This is a genomic window from Serratia sp. NFX21, assembly GCF_048517035.1.
In the GTDB taxonomy this organism is placed as follows: Bacteria; Pseudomonadota; Gammaproteobacteria; order Enterobacterales; family Enterobacteriaceae; genus Serratia; species Serratia quinivorans.
Genome location: NZ_CP183196.1, coordinates 1,008,075 through 1,033,496 on the forward strand (window position 1 = coordinate 1,008,075; position 25,422 = coordinate 1,033,496).

Annotated in this window: 22 protein-coding genes; 5 read left to right on the plus strand and 17 right to left on the minus strand. The window is 55.6% G+C overall.

Annotated elements, in window-relative coordinates; genetic code table 11:
* Positions 1-1,431 carry a 6-phospho-beta-glucosidase gene (locus tag ACNT1W_RS04695; RefSeq protein ID WP_419246458.1) on the minus strand — a complete coding sequence of 477 codons (1,431 nt, stop codon included), beginning with the start codon at positions 1,429-1,431 and terminating at the stop codon, positions 1-3.
* A 27-nt stretch (positions 1,432-1,458) separates the two neighbouring features.
* A complete protein-coding gene (gene ascF, locus ACNT1W_RS04700) occupies positions 1,459-2,910 on the minus strand; it encodes a PTS cellobiose/arbutin/salicin transporter subunit IIBC (protein WP_419246459.1) in 1,452 nt (483 codons plus the stop codon).
* A 286-nt stretch (positions 2,911-3,196) separates the two neighbouring features.
* Between ascF and ACNT1W_RS04705 the strand changes: the two genes are divergently transcribed.
* The gene (locus ACNT1W_RS04705) at positions 3,197-4,231 is read left to right on the plus strand and encodes a LacI family DNA-binding transcriptional regulator (protein WP_419246460.1); all 1,035 of its coding nucleotides are present in this window, start codon (positions 3,197-3,199) and stop codon (positions 4,229-4,231) included.
* Here the strand turns inward: ACNT1W_RS04705 and ACNT1W_RS04710 are convergent.
* Complete coding sequence (locus tag ACNT1W_RS04710) at positions 4,228-4,995, minus strand: AraC family transcriptional regulator (RefSeq protein ID WP_012005034.1); 768 nt, start codon at positions 4,993-4,995, stop codon at positions 4,228-4,230. The genes ACNT1W_RS04705 and ACNT1W_RS04710 overlap by 4 nt on opposite strands.
* Positions 4,996-5,099: 104 nt before the next feature.
* On the opposite strand from ACNT1W_RS04710, the gene ACNT1W_RS04715 reads away from it, so the two are divergent.
* Positions 5,100-6,269 (plus strand): MFS transporter, encoded by a 1,170-nt coding sequence (locus tag ACNT1W_RS04715; protein ID WP_419246461.1) that lies wholly within the window; start codon positions 5,100-5,102, stop codon positions 6,267-6,269.
* Positions 6,270-6,272: 3 nt separating this feature from the next.
* Here the strand turns inward: ACNT1W_RS04715 and ACNT1W_RS04720 are convergent, their stop codons facing one another.
* The 11 genes from ACNT1W_RS04720 to ACNT1W_RS04770 all read right to left on the minus strand — a co-directional run bounded on the left by ACNT1W_RS04720 (position 6,273) and on the right by ACNT1W_RS04770 (position 21,903).
* The gene (locus ACNT1W_RS04720) at positions 6,273-7,043 is read right to left on the minus strand and encodes a thioesterase II family protein (protein ID WP_112363077.1); all 771 of its coding nucleotides are present in this window, start codon (positions 7,041-7,043) and stop codon (positions 6,273-6,275) included.
* Positions 7,044-7,113: 70 nt separating this feature from the next.
* Entirely contained in the window at positions 7,114-7,851 is a 738-nt protein-coding gene (locus ACNT1W_RS04725; protein WP_044554031.1) for a tryptophan 2,3-dioxygenase family protein, read from the minus strand.
* On the minus strand, positions 7,848-8,660 hold the full coding sequence (locus ACNT1W_RS04730; RefSeq protein WP_419246462.1) for a cyclase family protein: 813 nt from the start codon (positions 8,658-8,660) through the stop codon (positions 7,848-7,850). The genes ACNT1W_RS04725 and ACNT1W_RS04730 overlap by 4 nt, the downstream gene beginning before the upstream one ends.
* Positions 8,647-14,181: an amino acid adenylation domain-containing protein gene (locus tag ACNT1W_RS04735; RefSeq protein ID WP_419246463.1), complete on the minus strand. Its 5,535-nt coding sequence runs from the start codon at positions 14,179-14,181 to the stop codon at positions 8,647-8,649. Before ACNT1W_RS04735 ends, ACNT1W_RS04730 begins: the two co-directional genes overlap by 14 nt.
* 269 nt (positions 14,182-14,450) lie before the next feature.
* Complete coding sequence (locus ACNT1W_RS04740) at positions 14,451-15,380, minus strand: diiron oxygenase (protein ID WP_071592989.1); 930 nt, start codon at positions 15,378-15,380, stop codon at positions 14,451-14,453.
* A 16-nt stretch (positions 15,381-15,396) separates the two neighbouring features.
* The gene (locus ACNT1W_RS04745) at positions 15,397-15,681 is read right to left on the minus strand and encodes a 2Fe-2S iron-sulfur cluster-binding protein (protein WP_112363081.1); all 285 of its coding nucleotides are present in this window, start codon (positions 15,679-15,681) and stop codon (positions 15,397-15,399) included.
* Between the two features lie 410 nt (positions 15,682-16,091).
* Positions 16,092-17,054, minus strand: coding sequence for a GTPase (gene yjiA, locus ACNT1W_RS04750; RefSeq protein WP_419246464.1), 963 nt, complete (start codon positions 17,052-17,054; stop codon positions 16,092-16,094).
* A 12-nt stretch (positions 17,055-17,066) separates the two neighbouring features.
* The gene (locus tag ACNT1W_RS04755) at positions 17,067-17,270 is read right to left on the minus strand and encodes a YbdD/YjiX family protein (protein WP_004953088.1); all 204 of its coding nucleotides are present in this window, start codon (positions 17,268-17,270) and stop codon (positions 17,067-17,069) included.
* A 66-nt stretch (positions 17,271-17,336) separates the two neighbouring features.
* On the minus strand, positions 17,337-19,517 hold the full coding sequence (locus ACNT1W_RS04760) for a carbon starvation CstA family protein (protein ID WP_026142180.1): 2,181 nt from the start codon (positions 19,515-19,517) through the stop codon (positions 17,337-17,339).
* Between the two features lie 238 nt (positions 19,518-19,755).
* Entirely contained in the window at positions 19,756-20,466 is a 711-nt protein-coding gene (locus ACNT1W_RS04765) for a trehalose-6-phosphate synthase (RefSeq protein WP_419246465.1), read from the minus strand.
* Positions 20,467-20,529: 63 nt separating this feature from the next.
* Complete coding sequence (locus tag ACNT1W_RS04770; protein WP_419246466.1) at positions 20,530-21,903, minus strand: glutamine synthetase family protein; 1,374 nt, start codon at positions 21,901-21,903, stop codon at positions 20,530-20,532.
* A 194-nt stretch (positions 21,904-22,097) separates the two neighbouring features.
* Here ACNT1W_RS04770 and ACNT1W_RS04775 point away from each other — a divergent pair, with 194 nt between their 5' ends.
* From ACNT1W_RS04775 to ACNT1W_RS04785, 3 genes are all read left to right on the plus strand, one after another.
* On the plus strand, positions 22,098-22,412 hold the full coding sequence (locus tag ACNT1W_RS04775) for a hypothetical protein (protein WP_419246467.1): 315 nt from the start codon (positions 22,098-22,100) through the stop codon (positions 22,410-22,412).
* A gap of 101 nt (positions 22,413-22,513) precedes the next feature.
* The gene (locus ACNT1W_RS04780) at positions 22,514-22,864 is read left to right on the plus strand and encodes a type II toxin-antitoxin system RelE/ParE family toxin (RefSeq protein WP_085119570.1); all 351 of its coding nucleotides are present in this window, start codon (positions 22,514-22,516) and stop codon (positions 22,862-22,864) included.
* A 3-nt stretch (positions 22,865-22,867) separates the two neighbouring features.
* Entirely contained in the window at positions 22,868-23,167 is a 300-nt protein-coding gene (locus tag ACNT1W_RS04785; protein ID WP_085119571.1) for a helix-turn-helix domain-containing protein, read from the plus strand.
* A gap of 38 nt (positions 23,168-23,205) precedes the next feature.
* On the opposite strand, the gene ACNT1W_RS04790 is transcribed toward ACNT1W_RS04785, so the two are convergent.
* The 3 genes from ACNT1W_RS04790 to ACNT1W_RS04800 form a co-directional block, all read right to left on the minus strand.
* Positions 23,206-24,282 (minus strand): YncE family protein, encoded by a 1,077-nt coding sequence (locus tag ACNT1W_RS04790; RefSeq protein ID WP_012005041.1) that lies wholly within the window; start codon positions 24,280-24,282, stop codon positions 23,206-23,208.
* Between the two features lie 455 nt (positions 24,283-24,737).
* Positions 24,738-24,965 carry a hypothetical protein gene (locus tag ACNT1W_RS04795; protein ID WP_419246468.1) on the minus strand — a complete coding sequence of 76 codons (228 nt, stop codon included), beginning with the start codon at positions 24,963-24,965 and terminating at the stop codon, positions 24,738-24,740.
* Complete coding sequence (locus ACNT1W_RS04800) at positions 24,962-25,297, minus strand: hypothetical protein (protein WP_419246469.1); 336 nt, start codon at positions 25,295-25,297, stop codon at positions 24,962-24,964. The genes ACNT1W_RS04795 and ACNT1W_RS04800 overlap by 4 nt, the downstream gene beginning before the upstream one ends.
* Positions 25,298-25,422: the final 125 nt, after the last annotated feature.

Sequence of the window (25,422 nt, forward strand, 5' to 3'; positions counted from 1 at the left end):
TCACCCCAAATCGGCCCCATTACTGGCAATCACTCGTTTGTACCACCAGAAAGACTTCTTGCGGGTACGGGTGAGGGTGCCGTTGCCGCTGTCGTCGCGATCGACATAAACCAAACCATAGCGCTTGCTCATTTCCCCGGTCGATGCCGCCACCAGGTCAATGCAGCCCCAGGTGGTGTAACCCATCACCGGCACGCCGTCGGCGATGGCGTCGGCCATGGCGCGGATGTGTTCGCGCAGGTAGCTGATGCGGTAATCGTCGGCTATCTCGCCGTCGGCATTGAACTCGTCGTGCGCGCCCAGGCCGTTTTCCACCAGAAACAGCGGTTTTTGGTAACGGTCGTACATCATGTTCATGGTGATGCGCAAACCCAGCGGATCGATGCCCCAGCCCCAGTCGCTGCGCGGAATATGCGGGTTGGTCAGGGATTTCACCACGTTGGCGGCGCTGCTGTTGTTGTCGTTCATATCGGCAGAAGCGCAGCGCGAGGCGTAATAGCTGAAGGAGACAAAATCGACGGTATTCTTCAGGATTTCGCTGTCGCCTTCTTCCATCGCGATGCTCACGCCTTTCTCGCGGAATACCCTGGCAGAGTAAGAAGGGTAGGCACCACGGGCCTGCACGTCGATAAAGAACAGGTTCTCGCGGTCTTTCTCCAGCGCGGCCCACACGTCTTCCGGCTTGCTGGACCAGGGGTAGAAATTGCCGCCGGCCAGCATGCAGCCCACCTGGTTGGCGGGGTTCACCTCGTGCGCAATGCGCGTTGCCAGCGCACTGGCCACCAGTTCGTGATGTATGGCCTGGTATTTTACCTGCTCGGGGTTCTCGCCTGCTTCAAACACTAGTCCTGCGCCGGAGAACGGGCTGTGCAGCACAATGTTGATCTCGTTGAAGGTGAGCCAGTATTTCACCAGCCCGTCGAAGGCTTCAAAGCAGGTGCGGGCATAGCGGGTGAAAAACTCCACCATCTTGCGGCTGCGCCAGGAGCCGTATTCGGTCACCAGGTGCATCGGCACGTCGAAATGGCACAGGGTCACCAGCGGCTCGATGCCGTATTTGCGGCACTCTTCAAACAGGCTGCGGTAGAAGGCGATGCCTTCCGGGTTGGGCGTCAGCTCGTCGCCGTTCGGGTAAATCCGGCTCCAGGCGATGGAGGTGCGGAATACGCTAAAGCCCATCTCCGCCATCAGCGCAATGTCGTCGCGGTAGCGGTGGTAAAAATCAATGGCGTCGTGGCTTGGGTAAAACTCGTCTTCACGCAGGGTAAAGCGCTTTTCCAGGCCGAGTTTTACCGGCATGCGGTTGGGGCCATGCGGGATCATATCGACCGTGGTCAGCCCTTTTCCGCCCTCCAGATAGCCACCTTCAGACTGGTTGGCGGCCAAGGCGCCGCCCCATAAAAAACCTTGCGGGAATGTCGAATCAGACATGAAATCCTCTGTAACTTAAATAGTGCTTCATTGGGTATTCGCGGCGTTAACGGTATTCGTCGACGGGGTCGGGGGCGCGGTTTGAGCCTCTTCGCTTTCCGGGATGTCTTCAAAGCCCAAAAGCAGCGTGAGCACGAACGACAGCACCACGGCAAGCACCATCACGCCGCCGACCCAGACAATGCTCATCGGGTTGGTCGGGTCGAAGAACTGCACGCTGGTAAACAGGCCTGGCGAAGCCATCGAATGGCTGGCCAATCCACCGATACCGGCGACGGCACCGCAGATAAAACCGCTGATCAAACTGGCGATCAACGGGCGTTTGAGCCGCACTGCCACGCCGTACAGTGCCGGTTCGGAAATGCCCGCGACAATGGCGGAAGCGGCGGCGGCCAAGGCGGTCTGGCGCAGTTCGCGGTTCTTGGTTTTGAACGCCACGGCCAGCGAAGAGCCGCCGAGCGACAGGTTGGCACCGATCTCCGAAGGCATCACCATGCCCTCTTTGCCGGTTTCGGCGATGGTCTGAATGATGGTTGGCGTGAATACGCGGTGCATGCCGGTCATCACCAGCAGCGGCCAAATGGCCCCCATAATGGCGACGGAAAGCCAGCCCAGATAACCATGCACGGTGTACACCAGCGCCGAAATCCCGCTGCCGATCCAGATGCCGACCGGGCCGATAAACACTATCGCGATCGGCGCGGCAATCAGCACAATCAGCATCGGCTTAAGGAAGTTCTTGGTCACCGCCGGGGTGATGCGGTCAACCCAGCGCTCGATGTACGACAATATCCAGGTCATCACCAGCGCGGGGATCACCGTGTAGGTGTATTTCACCGCCGTCACCGGGATGTAGGCGAACTCCACCGCCTGGCCCTGCGCCGCCTTGGCCATCAGGTCGATAAAGTTGGGGTGCAGTAGCACCCCGGCAATGGCGATTGCCAGTGACATGTTGGTTTTGAATTTCAGCGCCGCAGAGGCGGCCACCATCACCGGCAGGAAGAAGAACGCGCCGTCGCCAATCACGTTCAGTATCACCAGGGTCGACGAGCCTTTTTCGAATACGCCGAACATATCCAGGATCATCGCCAGCAGTTTCACCATCGAACCGCCGATGATGGCCGGGATCAACGGCGACATGGTGCCGATCAGGGCGTCGAGAATGCCGGCACCAATGCCTTTCAGGGTGATTTTGCGTTTTGCCGGAGTGGCGGTGGGGGGGGTACCCGGCATGCCGAGCGCCAGCACCGCCTGATAAGCCTTCGACACTTCATTGCCGATGATCACCTGGCATTGCTCACCGCTGTGCACCACGCCCAATACGCCATTAATGGCTTTCAGCGCCAGGGTGTCGATCAGCGCCTGGTCTTTCACCACGAACCGCAGGCGGGTCATGCAGTGGGTCACGGCTTCAATATTGGTGAGGCCACCCAGCGCCTTCACGATAGCGGGTGAGATCTCTGCGTAATTCTTCGGCATGGAATTATCGTCTCTTTAGATAGGAATTCGGATTGCCCAAAGGCGAACTTTTATTGCCTGGGCGATCCGCCGTTCCATCTGAATGAAACGCCCATAAGAAACCGGTTTCACAAAATCATGATGTGATATTTGTTTGGTGGCAAGAATTATGATTTTTTGGTTTTTTGTTTCGTGATGGTGGTCACTTTTGGTTCAGGGGTGGCGACGGGAGCGGGCGTGAAAACATTTCAAACCGGGGGCGTCTTGGGTAGACTGCGCTGACTCAATCGACTTTGACGGCGCAGAGATGGCAACAATACTTGAGGTAGCGAACAGGGCGGGCGTGTCGAAAGCGACGGTGTCCCGCGTGTTGTCCGGCAGCGGCTACGTCAGTCCGGAGAAGCGTGAACTGGTGGACAAAGCCATCGCCGAAACGGGTTACCGGCCCAATCTGCTGGCGCGTAATCTGGCGACCAAAACCACCCAGACCATCGGGCTGGTGGTGACCAACACGCTGTACAGCGGTAACTACTTCAGCGAGCTGATGTTTCAGTCGGCGCGCATCATGGAAGAGCACGGCCGCCAACTGATTTTGGCGGACGGCAAGCACACCGCCTCAGAAGAAAAAGCCGCCATTGAATACCTGCTGGATATGCGCTGCGACGGCGTGATCATCTACCCGCGTTTTCTGTCGATTAGCGAAATGGACGAGATCATCTCCCGGCACAAGCAGCCGATCCTGGTCATCAACCGTCGGCTCAGACTGAACGACAGCTACTGCATCTTCAGCGATCAACACGCCGCCAGCGTGACGGCGGTGCAGCAGCTGATCGAGCGGGGGCATCGCGATATCGCTTTTATCACCGGCTCGCTGGATTCCCCTACCGGGCTGGAGCGGCTCTCAGGCTACAAATCTGCGCTGGCGGAACATGATATTGACGTAAAAGACGCGCTGATTGTTGAAGGGAAGTGGAACGCGCAAAGCGGCATGGCGGCGGTCGATAAGCTGTTGGCCGGCGGCCACGCCTTTAGCGCGATTGTTGCCAGCAACGACGAAATGGCCATCGGCGCCATCAAGCGGCTGACGGAATGCCAAATCCCGGTGCCATCCGCCGTGTCGGTGATAGGTTTCGATGATATTCCACTGGCCCCTTATACCATTCCCTCACTCTCCAGCATGAAAATGCCGGTGTCCGAAATGATTAAGGAAACCATCCATCGGCTGGTGTCGATGCTGGACGGCGGCGAACTGAGCAAGCGCCCCAGCTTCCCGGCCAGCCTGATGCTGCGTGATTCGGTGGCTGCGGGGCCTTATTGGTTGGCAGAGAAGGCGCGCGGTTAACGGCGGATCAGCATATAGGCGCGCGGCGAACTGCCGGTCATATTTTTAAAGAAGGTTGAGAAGGCGCTGTCGCTGGAGAATTCAAGCTTGCCGGCGATATCTGACAGGCCGTATCCCTCCGCCAGCAGCTCGATGGCTTTGATCAAACGCCATTGCTGGCGCCACTGCTGGTAGCTCAATCCGGTCTCCTTACGAAAGATACGGCTGATGGTTTTCTCCGAAGCGCCGCTGTAGCGCGCCAGCTCATTGAGCGGCGGAACCTCCTCCATGCCGGCCAACTGCCGTAAGCGGCGGTCCTTGGGCAGCGGCAATAAGGTCAGTTCACGTTGTGCATGCCGTATTTCGTCCAGGCATACGGCAAGAATATTGGCGCTGGGGCCGCTTTCCCACTGGGTGGTAAAGTCGGCGAGGGCGATCCGCTCCAGCACTTCCCGCAGCAAAGAAGAGGCCGACAGCACTTCCAGATGGGGCGAAAGGCCGGGGTAGCGGTGGTTGTCGAGATAAACCGAGCGATAACCCGCCACGCCGGTAACCTGAACACGGTGCACCACCAACGGTGGGATCCAGGCAATGCGCGCCGGCGGCAGGAGGCAAATGCTTTCATTGAGCGTGATGCGCATACAGCCCCGTTGGCTGAACAGCAACTGCCCCATGTTGTGCCAGTGCGGTCCGGAATCATGTTGCGCCAGCTCGGCTGCAATGCCTAACACGCTATTGTTGATAGCATCGGGATCAAATTCATCCTGTGCGCTGAGCCATGCCATAAGTCTGTCCGATTTTATAAGTTTTTTGTCTTTTATATTGTAATGGTCGGAGTGGGGAAGGTGCTACTTTGTGGCCTACTTTCTTTTTGGATACGGGATGTACCATGCAACGCAGACTGACCCTTACCCTGGCGACACTGATGATGATGTTTCCCCAAATTGTGGAAACGATCTATAGCCCGGCTCTCACGCACATTGCCGACGGTTTTCACGTCAGCGCGGAGGTCGCGGCGCAAACCCTGTCCTGTTACTTTTTCGCTTTTGCTTTCGGGGTTGTCATCTGGGGCCGTTTGTGCGACGTGATCGGCCGGCGCCCCACCATTTTGGCCGGTTTGGCGCTGTATCTGCTGGCGTCGATCATCGCCATCTTCAGCACCGGCTTTACCCTGCTGTTGGCGGCCAGGGTACTGGCGGCGTTTGGTGCAGCGGTGGGGTCCGTAGGCACCCAGACTGCCATTCGCGATCGGTTCGACGGTTATGAGCTGGCGCGGGTGTTTTCCGTGATGGGGATTGCGATGGCGCTCAGCCCTGCGGTGGGGGTGCTGAGCGGCGCCCTGTTAACCCATTACTGGGGTTATCAGGGGGTGTTTGCCGGGCTGGCGGCGTTGGCCGCCTTGCTGCTGGCCTATGCCGCATGGCAGTTACCGGAAACGCGCCCGGCGCAGGTGGTGAAAAGCTCCTTCTTCGGCACGTTTGGCAGAATGGCGAAAGACGGCGATATCTGGCGCAGCGCATGGCTGGTGGCCCTGTTCAACGTCTGCATGTTCAGCTATTACCAGCTGGCACCGTTTCGGTTTGAAGCGCTGGGCCTTCCGCCGCAGTGGTTTGGCTATACCGGTTTGGTGCTGGCCGCTGGCGTCGGGATCGGCGCGGCAATCAACAAGTTTCTCATCGCCAAACAGTGGCTGTTTACGCCACTGCTGATGCTGGCCTGCGTATTGGCGTTGATCGGCGGCGGCCTGGTGTTCCTGTTGGAAGATAAGCTGTGGTTCGTGCTGCCGATGATGCTGGTGGTGATGGCCTACGGCATCGCGATCCCCAATATTCTGGCGCGGGCGCTGCGAAATTATAAGGATTGCATGGGCACTGCGGGCGCAATCCTTGGCCTGATGTACTACCTGATGCTGGCGGCGGGGCTGGTGCTGGCCGGGTTGGCGCAGCGGCCGGGCATCGTACTGATGACGAGTAGCGCCTGCGCGCTGCTGCTGGCGTGGACCCTGGTGCGCGGTGAACGCACCGTCACATTGGGTAAACGCAATAGCGAGCAGGCGTAACCCTCAGCAGGGCGTTGGCGGGGCGCTCAGCGGGCCCGCCAGCAAGGCATGAAGAGCATCTATCACCGCATTGCGCTGTTCGTTCAAAAAGAGGTGCCTGCCGGGGAAGCGTTGTTCATGCACTTCGCCCCCGGCCAGCAACCGCCAATCCGCCAGATCCTGCCTGTCGACCCAAAGATCGTCCTCGCCATAAAAAACCGCCAGCGGGATCGGGAAATGAGTTTCCCGTGGGAAAATAATCTGACTGGCAAGCAGGAGATCGGCACGGATAAGCGGCAAATAGGCGTCAAGCAGGTCGGCGCTTTCGTCGGTGATTTCACCTGTTTGCCCAGATTCGTGAAGTGTTTCAATCAGCGCGTCGCGCGTCATGCGCAGCAAATGACCGTGCTTTGCTACGTAGGGCGTGGAGCAGGCGGATGCGATCAACATTATGGGCGACAACCTGGCTGAGAGCGCGGTCGCCAATGCCAGTCTGCCGCCAAGGCTGTGGCCGAAAAAGACGCAGGGTTTGTCCTGCAGGGGGGCCAGAGCCTGCTGCAGTTCGGTCACCAGCCTGCGGTGCTGGCACGCTGGCACTTCGTCCGCCCGGTCTTCGCGCCCGGGATATTGTATGGCGAACAGTTCGATGTCAGGGTGCAGCAGGCAGCTCCAGGCACGGAAGATGCCGGCACTCCCTCCGGCATGAGGAAAGCAAATCAGTCGCAATTTACCCTGACGTGTGGGGGTCAGCGCTTTCAGGCACCGATCAGTTCCCCGGGATTGTATAGTATGCATGGCAGGTTAATCGCCGTTCAGGATGAAGGGAAAGGGGATCGCGCGATCCCCTGGTTTCCGGTTAAGGCGATCAGTTGATCGCCTCCCACAGTTCGTCAAAGATCGGCGTAAACAGTGTGGATTTCAGGTAGTCGGAACCGGCGGATCCGCCGGTGCCTTTTCGTTGGCCGATGGTTCTTTCCACCAGCTTGACGTGCCGATAGCGCCATTCCTGCAGCAGCGAGTCCAGATCCAGCAGCTGATTGAGCAACAGCGACTCGCTGGAGGCTTCCTCCAGTACGGTTTTTATGACGGCCTTGAAGGACTCGGCCTGCTGTCCCTGGCGATCGTTGAGCAGAAGCAAATGGCGTCGAACCGCTTGCCAGAGCGAAATTGGGCGAATGATCGCTCCAAGCATTTTCTGAATGGCCGGATCTTCACCGTACTGCTGCAACTTTTTACCGTTCGCTTTACCCAACAGCGCCTCAATGCCCGCAAATTGGTAGGACTGAAATCCGCTGGCGGAACCGAGGTAACCGCGAAATTTTTGAAACTCATGGAATTTCAGCGTGAAAATCACCTCAATCTGGTTCACCACAGTTTTCGTGATGGCGTTGATGCGGATCAGCCCGTTGTTAGCGGCGGCTATGTCGCCGTTTTCTATCTGATCGATAAGGCAGTGGAGCTCATCGATCAGCTGTTTGAACCACAGTTCGTACGTCTGATGCGTAATGATAAAGAGGTTTTCGTTGCGGTGTTCACTCGGCGGCGAGGCCGGTTGCTGCAAAGCGAGTAGCTGATTTAACTGCAAATAACTTGAGTAATTCATGCTGCGTCATTCCCTCGGGAGAACGGAAACAAAATGGGCTTGCTGGGGAGGGCGTCGCCCGAACAATCTGGCAAATGCAATGACAGGAAATAGCTGCCGACCGGGGTTGCCGGCGAGACCTGCGCCATTTCCGTTACGGAGCAGCGCAATCTTGTGCGCGCCTCCGTTGCTGGCAGGCCCATTCCCCAAAAGCAGCGGTGGTTGTCCATCCTGCCGCCATCGTGCAATCGGTCGATCGAAGGCACATCAACCAACAGGTGATGAACGCCAAGCTCAACGATGCGCGCCATCGCCTGGTGGCTGAAATAAGGCGGTATTTCATCCGCCAGCCGCCAGCTCGGCGCTTTGGCGGCGATCACCAACGCCTGAAGATAATGCGGCGCCACCTGCGACAAGGCATCGTCGATCGCCGCACGGGTAATGATCAGGTCCGTTCTCCGGGCGCTCGCATTATAAGTTTCCGACATTTCGCCCGCCCTTCGCAGCGGCACTCGAATCAGCGTGGCGGCAATGAATGGCTCGAAAACCAACTCTGCCACGTTATGTTCGCCAGGCATGATGTGCCCGACGCACTCCGTGTGGGTACCGTGACAATGCGGCACCAAAGAGATAAGGGAGGCATTGCATGTCCCCCCATGCTCTACGCTGGCCAGCGAATCGCCGTAGCGCAAGGGCGCCGTGCTCGCCGGCGCCACGCCGTAGATATTGGTTGGGTTGTTGCCGAATTTAAGCATGGTGGACAGCGGGACCCGCTCATGGTGATGCACCCGGTGGCGCTGGCCGCGGTAGGTCACCTCAATGCACTCCATGTGCTTCCTCCCTGGTTTTGGTGAGCATCAGCGCAGTCAGCTCGCGAATTTGGCTGTGCAGGATGAATTCGCGAATAGTGAGAGAAATGTGCATCGCCTGGCGAATGGCGTGCAATAGCCGTGGGATCTGCAGCGAGTTGCCGCCCAGACTGAAAAAACTGTCCGTCACGCTGATGTGTTCCTGCAGCAACACGGTCTGCCAGATCTCCTGCATGGCGCGTTCCGCCTCGCTGGCCGGTGGCACGTAGTCCGTTTCGGAGGCCGAGTAGGTTATCGTCGGGGCAGGAAGCCTGCGAACGTCGATCTTGTTGTTGTTGGTCAGCGGGAAAGCGGACAGTACCATAAAGCTGGAGGGGATCATGATGTTGGGCAGCCTGCCCTTTAACGCCGCGCGCACGGATTTCTCGTTTAACTCCGCGCCGGGCACCATTTGCAGGTAACTGACAATCCTGGCGTTATTCCCTTCTCCGACGATCAGACTCAAGGCATGCGCGATGCTATCCATGGAGGATAAATTGAGGTCGATCTCGCTGAGCTCAATGCGATGGCCGCGAATTTTTACCTGGTGATCGTTACGGCCCAGATATTCTAATTGCCCGCGGCTGTCGAAACGCGCAATGTCGCCGGTTTTATACAGGTAACGGACGCTGTCAAGGACCTGGCGTTTGACGAAAGCCTGGGCGCTCAGTACACCGTTGTTCCAGTAGCCCGGAGATACGCTGGCGCCGCCCAGGTAAAGCTCGCCGAAAGTGCCGCTGGGCACCAGGTCGCCGGCCGAGTCCATGATGAAGGCCTCAGTCATGTTTATCGGTGTGCCGATGCAGGTACTGTCGCCCTCAAAGGTCAGATCGGCGCAGGTTGACCAGATGGTGGTTTCCGTCGGCCCATAGACCTGCAGCACCTGAGTGGCGATGCGCCGCAGCTGTGAAAGCAGCACGACGGGCATTTTTTCACCGCCGCACAGCACCGTCAACTTCCGGCTGCCAGCCGCCGGTAAATGGCTGACGATGGTACCCCAGACGGTAGGGGTAGCCTGAATGACGCTGGGTTGCTGCTGCTCGATAAAATGATAAAGCCTGACAGGATCCATTGCGGTTTCCCGTGGGCACAGCACGACATGGGCGCCCGAGACCAAAGAGCAAAACAGCTCCAGGCCGAAAATATCGAAACTGATGCTCGTCAGGCTCAACATCTTGTCAGCAGGCCCCAGGGCCAGTCTGTCGGCAAAGTCATTGGTGAAATTGTTCAGATTGCTGTGGCTAATCATCACGCCTTTCGGGTTGCCGGTAGAGCCGGAGGTATACATGATGTAAGCCAGCGGATCCTCTTCCCTGTTCGAACTCGTTTGCTCAACGACGGGGCGGGCAGAAAGTATTGACTCGAAAGTCGTGTGCGGGCAGTCCGCCAGCACCGCGGCGTTTGCTTCGTCAGTGACCAGGATTCTCGTTCGCGCATTGTCAATCATGTACCGCACGCGATCTGCCGGGTAATGGACATCTATGGGAATATAGTATTTGCCGGCCTTGAGTGCGCCGAGGATCAGCGCCACCACCCTACAGCTCTTTTCCATCATGATGCCGACAGAAAACGCGTTGCTGTCCAGCTCACTCAGATAATGGGCGATATGCTCTGAGAGGTGCCACAGTTGCTCATAGCTGTAACTCTCTTTTTCGCAGCTCACCGCCGGTAAATTCGGCTGCCTGTGTGCCAGGTCATGAATTTGCTCGATCAGCGTCCCGCGCGCACTCTGTGTCGTATTTCTCGCCAGCTGTAAAAGTCGGGATTGCTCTGCCTCGCTGAGAGGGTTAATGGCGGCAAGTGCCATTGAGGGGGATTGCGTCAGCAGCTGATGCAGCACCTGTTCATAATTGTTCAGCATCATCTGTAATCTGGCGGCGTGGAACAACTCGCTGGCGTAATCAAGCTCAATGTTAATGCCGTCTGCGGCCAGGCTGAAATTCCAGGTCATGTCGAACATTGAGAAACCCGAAGACACTGACAGTTTTTTCAATGAACAGTCATGGAGGCCCGCCTGGCATACGTCCCCGGCGTTTTGCAAAATGGCCATAATTTGGAACAACGGATTTTTGTTCGATACGCGCTCATAATCAAGCTGGTGGAGAATGCGGTCGAAGGACAGCTGTTGGTGCCGATAGGCGCCAGTGCAGGTTTCCGTCATTTTACCGACCAGGGTTGCCAGGGTGTCGCCCGCGCTCAGCACCGTACGCAACGGCACGGTATTGACGTGGAATCCGCTTACCTGCTCCAGGTAAAGATTGTCGCGCGCGGCGATGGCGCTGCCAATGACAATATCGTCCTGATTGGTGTATTTGCTCAGCAGATAGGTCAGCGCTGCGGTAAGTAAAACGAAGGGGGTCGCGCCTAATACCTTGGCGCGCTGTTCCAGTAGCCCCGCGATAGCGGGATCTAACCGACGGCATATGCGTTCGCCGGCATGCGTCGGCGCCAGGGGGCGAGGCATGTCTAAGGGTAAATCCAACTCTCTGCACGCGTGCAATTTTTGCTGCCAGTAGGCGATATCGCTCTCAAGGCGGGGGGCCCCGGCATCATTGACGATATCAATTGTTTGAACCTCTGGCGCCGGCAGGGCGTAGAGGCCCCCGCTGCACAGGTGATTATATTGCCGCCAAAGATCGTTGAGGATGAGGTCCTCACTCCAGGCATCGGTCAGAATGTTATGTTTCACCCAGACTAACACGTGGTGCTGGTCATGGTACTGCACCAAACGCAGGGTGACCGGCGGGTGGCGGGTAATATCGAAGGGGACGGCGCAAAGCTGTTTCACTCTGTCTTCCAGAGGTGGATGCTGCCCGGTGAGAATATGCCCGGCAAGGTTAATGGGAATATGCGGCAGCGCATGCTGATAGGCGATACCCTGATCTTCGCCGAATTGAGTACGCAGGCTTTCATGTTTTTCATAAATGAAATTGATGGCCTGCTCGAACAGCGAAAGATTTAGCGGCCCGCGGATCTCCACCGCAATGGGCAGGTTATAACTGCAATCATCAGGATTCAGCGCGCTCAGGTACCATAGTAAATTTTGCTGGGGGTTGAGCGCCGCACGGCGTTGTTCGCCGATGGGGACGGCTCTGTCTGCGGAGACCGACTTATTCTCGATATATTCAGCCAGCTTACGTATTGTATTGTTTTGGAAAAGGTCGGCGATATTCAGACGACAGCACAAATCCCGGGCGACAAGCGAAACGATTTTACTCATGGTAAGCGAGTGTGCGCCCTGGCAGATAAAGTCTTGCGTGACGTCGGCGCGGGCACAGCCGATGGCTTCGGTCACAATGCGTTCCAGGATCACTTCCGTTTCGGTTTCCGGCAGCGCCATATCGTTGTCATTGTCTTCTATAACCCAGTTTTCCAACTGTTGGCGTGCCACTTTGCCATTGGTGGTCAACGGCAATGCAGGCAAGAAAACGAAAACGGTCGGAATGGCGGCGGCATGCAGCAGGGGGGCCAGCGAATGCCGCAAGGCATCGGCGGTCAGGGTCGGCGACGACGCTTGCACAAACGCCACCAGTGCTTTGCCGGCGGTTTGCGGTTTGGCTACCACGCACACGCTTTCTACCTGCGGATGGGTGCGAATGGCCGTTTCCACTTCGCCAATTTCGATCCGCACGCCGCGGATCTTGACCTGATGGTCTTTGCGGCCAACAAAAATAATATTGCCCTGTTTATCCCATTTGGCGATATCGCCCGTTTTGTAAATGCGTTCTTTACCCTGACTGGTGGGTAGGTCCAATGTGATGAATTTTTCGCCGGTCAATTCGGGCTGATTCAAATAACCACGGGCAAGGCCGTGGCCGGCGATGCACAATTCACCCTCAAAGCCGAGGGGTTGCAGATTATTGTGCGTATCCAGGATATGGCAGCGGTAATTCTTTAGCGGTTTGCCAATGCAGTTCCAGGCAACGCCGGGCTGATATTCGCACAGAGAGGTAGCGATGGTGGCTTCTGTCGGGCCATAGCCGTTGCACAGGCGAGTCTGCGCCGCCCACCAAGCCACCACATCCGCCGGCGGCGCATCGCCCATTACAATCATCGATTTTAATCCGCACCAGGCTTCACGCGGCAGCAACTCAAGGATGGCCGGGGTAATGGTGATATGGTTCACCTTGTGCCGAGCGAGGTAACGGAATAAGGCATCGGTTTCGGTATGCAGTGCCGTAGGGGCGAGGTAGAGCGTTGATCCGCTGATCAAGGCGCCATAAACATCCCAGCCAAAAGCGTCAAAGCCCAGAGAGGCAATCGACAGGACTTTACTGCCGGTTTCCAACCGCATGAAGTCGCGATGGTTTTGCGCGACATTGGCAAGCCCCTCGCGGGTGATCATGACGCCCTTGGCTTTGCCTGTGGTGCCCGAAGTGTAACAGAGGTAAGCCAGGCTATCTGATTGCTGGGGGAGATGTAACGCCGGCAGGGTCATTTCCTGGTAGTTAATGGTTGCCGGATCAATGCACGGCGCGTCCCCTGCCTGCAGAGTGGTATCGGCCAGGATCAGCGTGGGTTGCACGTCATCAAGGATATTCTGATTGCGGGTTGACGGGGCCTGTGGGTCGAGCAGAACATAGGTCTTATTACTTTTCAGGATACCCAGCATCACGATCGGCAGCAGGGCGGATTTCTGCATGGATACGGCGATAACGTCGTGGCCGTCTACGTCGCAGCGGTGTTCGAGCAGCCAGCAAGCCATTCTGTCAGAGGCGTCATCCAGCTCACCGTAGCTGTATTCTCTCTCGTCGGTATGCAAGGCGATAAGCGCCGAATTTGCCGCCGCCGTACGACGAAACAGGGTGACAATATCCTGGGAAAGCAGAGTCACATCCGCAGTATTATTGAAGGACGTCAACTGGCGTATTTCATCGGGAGAAACGACCAGCGACGCGGTAGCGGGATCGTTCTGAGAGCTGAGCAGCGCGTCCAGATAGTCGGTGAAGCGTTGGAAACGCGAATCGTCCCCGGTCACCGTGACCAACACGCCATCACCGGCGGGGGCCAGGGAGATTATCGCATTGGTTTGCGCGTATCGGTTTTGTTTGAGAATGCCGGTTTCATTGAAGAGGAAATGCCGCAGGTTTTGATTCTCCGGCCTGACCTGGTCTTCGGCAAGAGTATAGAAGTCAGCCTCTTTCCGCCAGGTGATGAAACAGATATCGGTCGCGCAACGCCCTTGGGTTTGGTCACCCAGCCGTTGTAAAAGCGTGACGATCAAAGCGCGCAGGCGTTCTGGCGACGCGGAATAATATTTTTGGCCAATGCAAGGAGGCAAACTGATATTGTCAGGCGGTATGCCACGCGACAGAGAGACCACTATGTCGCAGATTAAGTCTTTCAGCTGTGTCGCGTTATTCCGTTGGTTATGTTTGGCATCGGGTGCCAGGCTGCCGCACAGGTAGCCGATTTTTTCTTTTTGAACAAAGTACAGAGATAAGTATTCTTGTTTTTGTAAACTATCAATATCGGTGATTATTTCTTTGTTGGACGATATCACCAGAACGTTTTCAGATAATTTTTGTAGTCGTTGTAATTTATCCTGATGATTTTCTGTTGTTATTATCAGGTCGATTTTTCCGGCCGGCAGAGGGGATGAGGATAACGGGTAAATATGATGACCATATTCTTTTATTTCTGAGGTGAGCGTTTCCCCGCAATGGATATCACCTGAGAATACTATGTTTAGTAGTTCCACATTGGCTTCCTAGTAATCGTGTAACGTGAGCATCCGGTGCTGATACCCAGTTTTTATTCTGTTTTTCGGTTCTATGCCTGAGTTATTTGTGAAATAGGCAGGTCTTCGAGTATGCCCGCTTTATCCAGCGCCAGCAGCATCTGCTGCGTAACAATATTATTGGTTTCCCATGGTTTGGCGTCGGTAGGTGGGTAAGTGTCGTGGATGACGGCAACGATGGCTTCTGTATCCATATTCAAATGACCTAACATCCGGGCGCTAAATTCTTTAGCGATGGCATCTGTCGTATAGTGTTCAATAAAGGTCAGGATGGGGCGTTTCATGGCCTCTTTTACATGCGTATCGCTGTGGCGCCATATATGCCCAAGTATCTGTTGAGAAAAGCGGGCGTGTCGGCCTTCGTCCGCGACATGGTCTTTCATGATCAGATAGAAGGAGGGGAAAATATCTTCATTGTCGATGACATCGATGAGATCGGTAGTTAACGCCTGTTCTGACAGGGAAACGCACACAAGCCGGAGTAATTCTCGGTGTTCGTCCAGGGTCTGACCGAGCGCGAGCGCGAGCGCGAAGGACGCTTCGGTGTCTTTCGGCATGCTCAGCGGCGTTATGCCCGTCATATGTTCGACCTGATTGATAAGGTCTAGTGCGACCAGAGCATGATAGGACTCATCTACAACGACGGTTAATGCATCCAGGCGCATATCCGCGGGGAAATCGACACCGGCGGTATTTTTGTACAGCTTGTAGGTTGAGTCATTAATAATATCCAGCTCAATGTTGGCAATACCATTCAGATAGTGATAAAGCGTTTGGACCTGAATATAGCGCAGCGCTTCGTCACCCAACGCAGTCACGCGCGGGTGCATGCAAAGCGGTAGGCGTTCTGTAGGGAAGTATTGCCTGGATTGGTAATCTTGCTCATTAAGTATGCGACGCGGACGGGAACGGACAATAGCAGCACGATCCCATTTTTTCAGGGTTGTTTCAATTATACTCACGGAAAGAATCCTTTTTTTAGTAGAGTTCGACTTCAATATCCGACAGCGGATAGGTACAGCAAGCTAATATAATATTTTCCTCAAGCTCATCTTCGGCCAAGGCGCTTTGTTTTCCATGACGCACTTCACCTTTGACTAACAACATTTTGCAACAGCCGCATTTTCCCGCGCGACATAAATGTGGAATATCGATACCTTTACTTTCAAAGTTATCTAATAGTGACTTCTCTGAGCAAAAGCTACCCATGTCCTCACCATCAAGAATAACCTGATAGCGGGTGATTTGTGATTGTGAAATCATGGTGGGAATTTCCTTAGCTATTAATTAAATGGTTTGGTGTCCATTATTCTTCCCTGGTTGAATGAGATTTTTATTATGCTCCTCAATGGCGGAATAACACTAGCTGCTGTGTTGTTTGTTGTCAACATGAATGGTTAATAATCTTAACATTTAATTAATGTCTGATTTTCCTTTTTATTTTTTAATAGTTAATTTGTTAATTATTTATTTTTACAGGTGCAGATGTTCATATTGCAAGATGTACCTTTTGTAATAATTTTTTTTAAAAGTATTTTATTTGTAAGAGACCACCACCAGGAGCGTTGAATATTCATCTCCATTGGAGGCCAACGTTGGGATCTGGTCCCGTTAACGAAAAAGGGCAAGCTTTCACTTACCCTTTGGCTGGTGCAATGCGCAATATCGCTATCTCAACCCAACCCGGCAAACCGCTCCCGGATCGTCTCCTCCGGTAAGTCCACGCCAATAAACACCAGCGTGCTGCGGCGCTCTTCTTCTGGTAGCCACTCGCGATCCCAGTCGGCGTTATACAGCCGTTGCACGCCCTGGAACAGCAGGCGGCGCGGCTCGTCTTTGATCGACAAAATCCCCTTATAACGCAGCAGGCTGTCGGCGTATTCCAGCAGCAGGCCTTCCATCACTTCGGAAACCTGCATCAGCTCCAGCGGTTGGTCGTGGTACACCACAATCGATTGAATGTTGTTTTGCGCCTGTGGAATGCGGCGGAACAGCGGGGCGGGCGGCGTCAGGTTCAGCTTGTCGTTCAGCACAAAGCCTTCGATGTCGAACAGCACGCCCAGATCGATATCGCCGTGCGTCACTTTATAAACCGGGGCGCGGGCGTTCATCTGTTGCAGCTGTTGGGTCAGCGCTTCACAGTCCGGCGCCACGTCGGTTTTGGTCAGCAGAATACGGTCGGCGTAGCCCACCTGCGCCTGCGCGATGCTGAACTGGTTGAGTTGTTGATCGGCATGTGCGGCGTCCACCAGGGTAATGATGCCGTCCAGCAGGAAGCGTTCGCAGAGGATCTCGTGCGAGAAAAAGGTCTGGGTGATCGGGCCGGGATCGGCCATGCCGGTGCATTCGATGATCAGCCGGTCGAACTCCAGTTGGCCCTGATCGACACCGTCCAGCAAGTCCAGCAGCGCGTCAGCCAGCTCGTTGGATTTGCTGCAGCAGATACAGCCGTTGCTCAGGGTGGTGATGCGGCTGGCGCGATCGCCAATCAGCGCGTTGTCGATCGGCACTTCGCCGAATTCGTTTTCAATCACGGCAATCTTGTAGCCGTGTTCGGCGTTGAGAATATGGCGGAGCAGGGTGGTTTTACCGGCGCCCAAAAAGCCGGTCAGAATGGTGACTGCGATGGGTTTCATTACAGGTCCTTGTTAACAACAGCGCATGCCGCCTTTGCCGTCCCCACCGTAGCGGGCCTGCTGGCGTTCGCGGAAAAACTCTTTATAGGTCATCACCGGCTTGTCCGGGTGGTTGTCTTTCATATGCTGGACGTAGGTATCGTAGTCAGGCACGCCGACCAACATGCGCGCCGCCTGCCCGAGATATTTACCCGCCTGGCCGAGATTACCGAACATAGCCTTCTCCCAAAAAATGACCCTGCATAATAGATTTCATTATGCAGGGTATCCGTTAAATCACCATCAGTGCTGCGGTGAAACTTTGACGTCCCCCTCAGTTACGCCATTGGATGGCGCTTCTTCAGGCACCGGCACGTAAGGCGTTTCCTGATCGCTGCGGTTCGGGTTTTTGTGCGCCGCCATGGCGGTTTTTACCCCATAGAAGATGATGCTGTACACCACCAGCAGGAACAGAATACTCAGCCCGGCGTTGGTGTAGTTGTTCACCACGATATGGTTCATGTTGGCGACCTGCTGGGTGCTCAGCTCAGCGCCGCCTTCGGCGATTTTGCGTTTGTACTCGCCGGCCTGGAAGAAGAAACCTTCCAGTTGCGGGTTGTTGCTAAACAGCTTCAGGCCCAGGGCGTAGGTGGTACAAATCAGCAGCCAGACGGCCGGTACCACGGTGACCCAAATGTATTTGGTGCGCTTCATCTTAATCAGCACCACGGTCCCCAGCACCAACGCCACGGCGGCCAGCATCTGGTTGGAGATGCCGAACAGCGGCCACAGGCTCTTCACGCCGCCGAGCGGATCGACCACCCCCTGATACAGCAGGTAGCCCCACAGCCCCACACAACCGGCGGTGCCGACAATACCGGCCACCAGCGAGTCGGTTTTTTTCAGGAACGGCACAAAGTTGCCCAACAGGTCCTGCAGCATAAAGCGGCCGGAACGGGTGCCGGCGTCCAGTGCGGTCAGGATGAACATCGCTTCAAACAGAATGCCGAAGTGGTACCAGAAGCCCATATTGGCGCCAGGAATGATCTGGTGGAATACGTGGGCGATACCCACCGCCAGGGTTGGTGCGCCACCGGCGCGGTTCAGCACTGAAGGTTCACCGATGTCTTTGGCGGTCTGCAGGATCTGTTCCGGGCTGATGACAAAGCCCCAGGAACTGACGGTCGCCGCCGCATGGGCCGTAACATCACGCAGAGAGGCCATGATCATCGGGGCGTCTTCGGTGCCCAAACGGTGCAGGTCCGGCATGGTGATGCCCAGGGCCGCCGGTGGGGTGTTCATGGCGAAGTACAGGCCCGGTTCGATGATGGAAGCCGCGACCAGCGCCATGATGGCGACGAAGGACTCCATCAGCATCGCACCGTAACCGATAAAGCGCGCGTCTTTTTCATTGGCCAACAGCTTCGGCGTGGTGCCAGATGCGATCAGCGCATGGAAGCCGGAGACCGCTCCACAGGCGATGGTAATGAACAGGAACGGGAACACCGAGCCTTTCCACACCGGGCCGGTACCGTCGATAAACTGGGTCATCGCCGGCATTTTCAGCTCAGGGTTGAGGATTACGATGCCAATCGCCAGCCCGACGATCACGCCGATTTTCAGGAAGGTCGCCAGATAGTCGCGCGGCGCCAGGATCAGCCACACCGGCAGCAGCGCGGAGATAAACGCATAGCCAATCAGCGTATAGGTGATGGTGGTGTCTTTAAAGGTCAACGCCGGGCCCCAGAACGGGTCGTGGGCAATCACGCCGCCGAACCAGATCGAGAGCACCAACAGCACGATGCCAATCAGCGAGATCTCACCGACCCGGCCGGGGCGCAGGAAGCGCATGTAGATGCCCATAAACAGGGCAATCGGCACGGTGGAGCAAACGGTGAATACGCCCCATGGGCTTTCCGCCAGCGCTTTCACCACGATCAGAGCCAGCACCGCCAGAATAATGATCATAATCAGGAAGCAGCCAAACAGCGCGATGGTGCCCGGTATCGGCCCCATTTCCTTTTTGATGATCTCACCGAGCGAAGCGCCGTTGCGGCGTGAGGAGATGAACAGCACTAAAAAGTCCTGCACCGCCCCCGCCAGCACCACGCCGCCCAACAGCCACAGCGTGCCGGGCAAATAGCCGACCTGTGCTGCCAGCACCGGGCCGACCAGCGGGCCTGCGCCGGCAATGGCGGCGAAGTGGTGGCCGAACAGCACGTACTTGTTGGTCGGCACATAGTTCAGGCCGTCGTTGTTGACCACCGCCGGGGTGGCGCGGAAGGCGTCCAGCTTCATCACCTTGGTGGCGATGTACAGGCTGTAATAACGGTACGCCACCAGATACACCGCCACCGAGGCGACGATGATCCACAGTGCGCTGATGTGTTCGCCGCGACGCAGCGCCACCACACCCAGGCAGGAAGCGCCGAGTATCCCCAGCAGCATCCAGGGTATGTGTTTTAAAATCCCCTCTCGGTTCATTGAGGTGTCCTTAGTTCAAATCTGCAAAATGAGTGAGTTAATCCGCTTATAAGATGTTTAGGCGCGCGGCCCGGGTGCGGATAACGGTCGGGTATAGGTATAGGAACAGCTCATCATTGCGGGTCGGGGCAGGGGAAGACATCTGAATTTCAGTCAGCGGTGCTATAGGGGAGCTAAGCGGTCAAAATCCCGGGGTGAGCGGTTGGGCGCTGTGCGGCAACGCCAACCGGGCGGTGGGTCAGTAGATGTTGCGGGCGTTGATCCCGGCCGGGAAGATGCCGGTGGCAAAGATATGGCCGTTAACCTGCAGCCGATCGTCGGGCAGTATTTCCACCGGGTATTCATTGGCCAGATAATTGAGGAAGTTGTTGCGATCGTCCAGCGACTGAAAGCCGATCAGATCATAAAAAAATAGCGACTCGATTAACCCCTGGTGCTCGGGGATCTGCCTGAGCAGCGCCGCCGACGGGAACGGCAAATGGAAGAAAAACGCGCAGGGGTTCAACAGCCCCTGTTCCTTCAGCGCCTGGCCGCAGGGCAGCAGCTGATAATCATCAATGCAGATGATGTCGTTCGGGCACACATACTCGCAGGCGATATCGGCGAAGTGCTGGTTGAGCTGGCGGTAAGCGCGGTAGTTCTCGGGCGTGAAATGCGCCTTCTCCGGGTGGTTATGGAACACCGGCCACAGGCCATCGTGATAGTAACCCTGATAGTGAAAGTGAAACTCTTCGGTCGACAGCGGAAAGGTCACTTGCTGATAGCCGCTGCGGAGCTGATAGCTGACCGGGCGCAGCGGCGCGGCGCCAAAGTTCTGCACGTCGCCGTTCCAGCCCAGCCACAGGCCTTGCTCATCATCACTGGCGTCAACGGAGGATAGCGCCTGCGTGGCGCAGGCCAGGTCTTTGCTGTCACACTGTTTATTCGAGATCAAAACCAAACGAGACATGTTTTGTTCCTTGTTCAATTATGGGGCGAATATATTCGCCCCATGAATGCAGAACCCGGCGGGTTAAAGCATCCAACTGACTTCCGCGGCGGTGACCTGCCCTTCAAAGCGGCGCAGTTCGGCGGTTTTGCAGGTGTACCACAGGGTGCAAAATGCCGGGCCAAGCAGCTCGCGCAGCGGCTGACAGCGGCGAAACAGCGTAAGTGCCTCCCGCTGGTTGAGTGGCAGTGGTGCGGCGCTGTCGTTTTCATAGCCGTTGGTGCTCGGGGGCAACGGCAGGGGCTGTTCCAGCCCGTGCAATAGACCGCCGAGTATTATCGCCACCGCCAAATAAGGATTGGCGTCGGCCCCGGCCAGCCGGTATTCAATACGTTGGTTGGCGCTGTCGGCACAGGGCAGGCGTAGCGCGACGGTGCGGTTGTTGTGCCCCCAGGAGGCACGCAGTGGCACATGCATGCCTGGGCGAAAACGGCGGAAGGCGTTGACGTTCGGTGCCAGGATGGCCATCGAGGCCGGCATCAATGCCAGCATTCCGGCCATCGCCTGTTGCATGTTGTCGCTTAGTTCGCCCGGAGCGCCGGTCAGCAGGTTGTTGCCCTGTTCATCCTGCAGGCTGATATGAAAGTGCAAACCGCTGCCGGCGGATTGCGCGCAGGGTTTGGCCATAAAGCAGGCGTGCTGGTGGTGTTTCTCCGCTATCTGGCGCGTTAGCCGTTTCAGGGCCAGCACCTGGTCGCAGGCTTCCAGCACCCGGGCACTGTGGTGCAGGTTCAGCTCGTACTGACCGGAGGCCGCTTCGGCCACCACGCCGGTGAGCGGCAGCGCCTGCAGTCTGGCCTGATGCTCGATGTCGTTGAGCAGGGCGTGGTGGCGTTCCGGGGCATCGACAGAAAAACTTTGCGTCGGGCACTGGCCGGCAACGGCGGGCTGTTGCTGCGGATCATGCAGATAAAACTCCAGTTCTGCCGCGATCACCGGGTAGTAACCTTTGGCCTGCAGGCGTTTGAGAATCTGTTGCAGCACCACGCGCGGTTCCAGTTCGCAAGCCTCACCTTCGGCATTTTTCATCGTCAGCAGCAACTGAGCGTGGTGCTGTGGGTCACGGGCGCAGGGGCGCAATGTGCCCGGTACCGGCAGGCACAACCTGTCCGGCTCCCCGGCCTGCTGGCCCAGCCCGCTTTCTTCAATGACCTGGCCTGCGAGATCCATGGCGTAGATCGACAGCGGGAAATAGCAGCCCTTATCCAGCGTGAACAGTTCGGCGACCGACAGCCGTTTGCCACGGAATTGACCGTTTAAATCGTTGAGATAAATATCGACGTGTTCGGTATCCGGATAACGCTGTAAATACTGTTCAACTTCCTTGCCAAAGGGACGTGGCTGCGCGGCGGTAATATCCGCCAGCATTGGGTTGAAGCCAATAATATTAGAATACATGAAACATCCGTCTCGTGAGGCCATATTGGCGATGTAATGATGTTATCCGTGGCCCTAAAAACTGTCTGTAAAAACGCCGTAACTTTATTTCCGCCCGGAATAAAAAAACTGTAAATAATGCGTCGTCGTCCGATGGCTGAATAATAAACAGCCGCATATACTGCGAATCATTGGGTTATTCAGGAGAGAAATTGATGATCAGATCTTTAATCGTATTTATCGCCGCCATCACGGCGTTCAACGTCGCGGCGTCGTCGGAGGCTGCCTGGGCCAGTGGCGATAAAGCGCTGCAAGCGGCCTGTCTGAAAGCCAGCGGACTGAAAGGTGCAAAAGCCGCCGGAAGCATTATTCATTATGGCGACGACGTCGGTTACTCGGCGCTGCTGATTAGCGGCCGTTACCCGCAGGCGTTTATGCACAACAAACCGGGCAAAGAGCTGTGCCTTTACCAGCGTGCGACCAAAAAAGCGGTGATCCAGGATGCCGACGGGCTGGTGGGGCAGGTGTAGTCAACGGACTATTAATGGCTAAATTTTCAACAATGGCGTTGTGTTTATAGATTGTGGTCTATATCTTTGTCATAGATTGTAGTCTATAAAAAGGGAATGCCATGTGGACTGTAATAACTACGGAAGAGTTTGATCGATGGTTTGCATCGCAAGATGAACCTACTCAAGAGAAGGTGCTTGCTGCAATGGTAATGCTTGGGCGAACAGGCCCCAACCTGTCAAGGCCGTTTGTAGACTCATTGAGGGGATCACAACACCCAAATATGAAAGAGTTGCGAATTCAGCATAAGGGGCGGCCAATTCGTGCTTTTTTTGCATTTGATCCGAAACGTCAGGCAATCGTTCTGTGTGCTGGCGATAAGACAGGTAACGAGAAGCGGTTTTATAAAGTCATGCTACCTATTGCAGATGCGCAATTTACCCAGCATTTGATGTTCAATTTTGAGGAGTAACCAATGGGTACTTTAAAAGAAATGTTGGCTTCACGTACTCCTGAGAGCAGGCAGCGGATCGAGGAAATGGCAGAGGAGATGCTGTTGGAAACCCGTTTGTACGAGTTGCGCGAAGCCCTAAATATCTCTCAGCAGGCGCTGGCGAATAGTCTCGGTATTTCCCAGCCCTCCGTTGCGGCGATCGAGCAGCGTGGGAATGAGCTAAAAATTTCGACATTAAAGCGTTATGTCGAAGCCATGGGTGGGACACTGCGGTTGGATATCGAATTGCCGGACGGCAAGCACGTCGGGTTTAAGGTTTGAATTGATAAAAGGGGCGCTATAGCGCCCCCCTGTCGGTGTTATTTCAAAGCGATACGGATCACGTCATCCGGCGCCGTGGCTTCTTTCTCACGGCTGGAAGCCTGTTTGACGCTGACGTACAGCGTCTGGCCATCCGGTGACAGCGCCAGGCTGTTCGGGTGAGTCGGTGTCTTGATGGTTTGCAGCAGCTTGTAGCTCTTGGCGTCAATCACGCTCACTTCACCCGCCTGGCGATGGGTCACGTAGACTTCATTGCGCGCCGGGTTGAACAACACCGCCAGCGATTCCGGCACGTCGATCTTGCTCAGAATTTTGCCGTCGCGGGTATCGACAACCAACACCTGCGCCTGCTTGGAGTCGGTGATAAAGGCGCGGTGAGTGGCCGGATCCAGGCTGATGTTCAGGAAGAAGTGCTCTTTGGACTCATCGAGCTTCTTGCGGCTGACGACCTTGTTGGTTTTGGTGTCGATAGTCACCAGTTCGCCATCGGCGTTGGTTACATACAGACGGCCGGCAGCGGCGTCCAGTGCCAGGCCGGTGCCGTATTTGCCGGTCTCGGTGATGGTGGTGCGCAGGGTCAGATCCTTGCCGTCGACCACCCAAACCACGCTGGATTCACCCAGCCCGGTGATATACAGGGTATCGGTGGTGGCATCGGCGACCAGCTCACGCGGAGCCAGGGGTTTTACCGTCTCGGAACGCTTGCGCGCGTCCAGCACCAGGCGACCTTTCACCTCACCGGTTTTGCCATCGATGGCGGTCACCGAGTTACTGGTGGTGTTGCCGAAGAACAGCGTGTCGGTTTTGCTGTTAATGGCTGCGCCGAAGGGTTTGATGTCGTTGTGAATGATCTGGGTGATATCCAGCGTCTGTGGATCCAAACGATAGACTACGCCACCTTTATCCAGCTTGCGGCTTTGCGAAGTGGCCAGATACAGCGCGTTCTCGCCCTGGCTGTAGACCATCTCATAAGCGCCTTTCGCGATCGGTTTACGCAGCAGTTCTGGCTCGCCCTGGGCCAGCAGCGGGGCAGAAAACAGCATTGAAGTGAGCAGTAACAGTGGGAAAGCGGTGCGCGTGCCGAAACGGCGGTTGCGAGTTGTTGCAGAGTTCATAACCTCTCCATGGAGTTAAAAAGCCTGTCGCCGCAGAGCCGTTGCCCTGAGGTCAAGAAAGCTCAACATTGAATTAAGGGTAAAGTCCTGCCGGTCGCGTCGTGGCGCACCGGATCCTGTTCTTGAGAATAGTAATCATTATTTATTGAGAATGGGAGTTATTTCAATGCAGGCTGGGGTGAAAATCACAGTGTGGAGGATTGGCTGGCGGCCATTGCCCGTTCGATAGCGGTTGCCAGCCCAGTTCGCAGGGGCTGACTGGGCGATGGTGGTTGAATATCATTGTTAAATACGGTTCTTAATGAGAAAAATAAAAATACAACCAACGACGATAATAAAAGCTTCCACAAGCAAAAATATAAAGTCTAACGCCAACCATTTTTGTAACGCCGGGGACGTCGTCTTTTGCACGAAAGCGTAAGTTTTTGCATCAAGCCAAACCTGATCTCTTATCTTTATTTTTTATTCTTCAGGATCCAGAGAAACCACTGAGCTTTCAGGGAGGTACCGAGCATGCCAAGGCTATCTGCGAAGGCAACATAGGGAGGGATAAAGTATCCCTTGGTTACATAGTCTTGATAAAAAACGTCAAATTCTTTTTTATGACGGTGATAGCAGAGATACTGAATGAGGGCTCCTAAAGCCAGCAGCAACAAACACAGTATGACGATAATTTTCATCATTCACCTACCACCAGGGTTGTCAAATAATCGGAACCCATGCTGCCTAGAGTGGAGCCTGCCGCACCTCCGATAGCTGCTCCCGCAACACCACAAACGATCACACCAGCTCCTGCTGTTGCGGCACCAAGAACAATTGAACAAGCTGTAATAGCAAGGCCTGCACCTACATTACCCCCCCAAATTCCGGCAGCGGTACTCGCAGCAAAATTACTGTACCCCTTAACCGCGATTTTGGTGCATTCCTGCTCCCTGCCGCTGGTACAGGCGTTATAAACGTCATTGGTGGTATTCAACCCACTGAGGCCGATGCCAACCCAACCGCCGGTTTTCATAAATTTCGCAGCGCGGCTGGCGCTGTAAATAGAGTTAAAATACCTCCATGAAATGTAAAAGGCTCACCCCAAAAAATATATAGCAAATTATAAAGATAGGTGATGTTTTTATTGCATTTTTAAAT

Coding starts and splice junctions, on each gene's coding strand:
- ACNT1W_RS04695 (WP_419246458.1), bottom strand. CDS start 1,431: ATGTCTGATTCGACATTCCCGCAAGGTTTTTTATGGGGCGGCGCCTTG.
- ascF (WP_419246459.1), bottom strand. CDS start 2,910: ATGCCGAAGAATTACGCAGAGATCTCACCCGCTATCGTGAAGGCGCTG.
- ACNT1W_RS04705 (WP_419246460.1), top strand. CDS start 3,197: ATGGCAACAATACTTGAGGTAGCGAACAGGGCGGGCGTGTCGAAAGCG.
- ACNT1W_RS04710 (WP_012005034.1), bottom strand. CDS start 4,995: ATGGCATGGCTCAGCGCACAGGATGAATTTGATCCCGATGCTATCAAC.
- ACNT1W_RS04715 (WP_419246461.1), top strand. CDS start 5,100: ATGCAACGCAGACTGACCCTTACCCTGGCGACACTGATGATGATGTTT.
- ACNT1W_RS04720 (WP_112363077.1), bottom strand. CDS start 7,043: ATGCATACTATACAATCCCGGGGAACTGATCGGTGCCTGAAAGCGCTG.
- ACNT1W_RS04725 (WP_044554031.1), bottom strand. CDS start 7,851: ATGAATTACTCAAGTTATTTGCAGTTAAATCAGCTACTCGCTTTGCAG.
- ACNT1W_RS04730 (WP_419246462.1), bottom strand. CDS start 8,660: ATGGAGTGCATTGAGGTGACCTACCGCGGCCAGCGCCACCGGGTGCAT.
- ACNT1W_RS04745 (WP_112363081.1), bottom strand. CDS start 15,681: ATGATTTCACAATCACAAATCACCCGCTATCAGGTTATTCTTGATGGT.
- yjiA (WP_419246464.1), bottom strand. CDS start 17,054: ATGAAACCCATCGCAGTCACCATTCTGACCGGCTTTTTGGGCGCCGGT.
- ACNT1W_RS04755 (WP_004953088.1), bottom strand. CDS start 17,270: ATGTTCGGTAATCTCGGCCAGGCGGGTAAATATCTCGGGCAGGCGGCG.
- ACNT1W_RS04760 (WP_026142180.1), bottom strand. CDS start 19,517: ATGAACCGAGAGGGGATTTTAAAACACATACCCTGGATGCTGCTGGGG.
- ACNT1W_RS04765 (WP_419246465.1), bottom strand. CDS start 20,466: ATGTCTCGTTTGGTTTTGATCTCGAATAAACAGTGTGACAGCAAAGAC.
- ACNT1W_RS04770 (WP_419246466.1), bottom strand. CDS start 21,903: ATGTATTCTAATATTATTGGCTTCAACCCAATGCTGGCGGATATTACC.
- ACNT1W_RS04775 (WP_419246467.1), top strand. CDS start 22,098: ATGATCAGATCTTTAATCGTATTTATCGCCGCCATCACGGCGTTCAAC.
- ACNT1W_RS04780 (WP_085119570.1), top strand. CDS start 22,514: ATGTGGACTGTAATAACTACGGAAGAGTTTGATCGATGGTTTGCATCG.
- ACNT1W_RS04785 (WP_085119571.1), top strand. CDS start 22,868: ATGGGTACTTTAAAAGAAATGTTGGCTTCACGTACTCCTGAGAGCAGG.
- ACNT1W_RS04790 (WP_012005041.1), bottom strand. CDS start 24,282: ATGAACTCTGCAACAACTCGCAACCGCCGTTTCGGCACGCGCACCGCT.
- ACNT1W_RS04795 (WP_419246468.1), bottom strand. CDS start 24,965: ATGATGAAAATTATCGTCATACTGTGTTTGTTGCTGCTGGCTTTAGGA.
- ACNT1W_RS04800 (WP_419246469.1), bottom strand. CDS start 25,297: ATGAAAACCGGCGGTTGGGTTGGCATCGGCCTCAGTGGGTTGAATACC.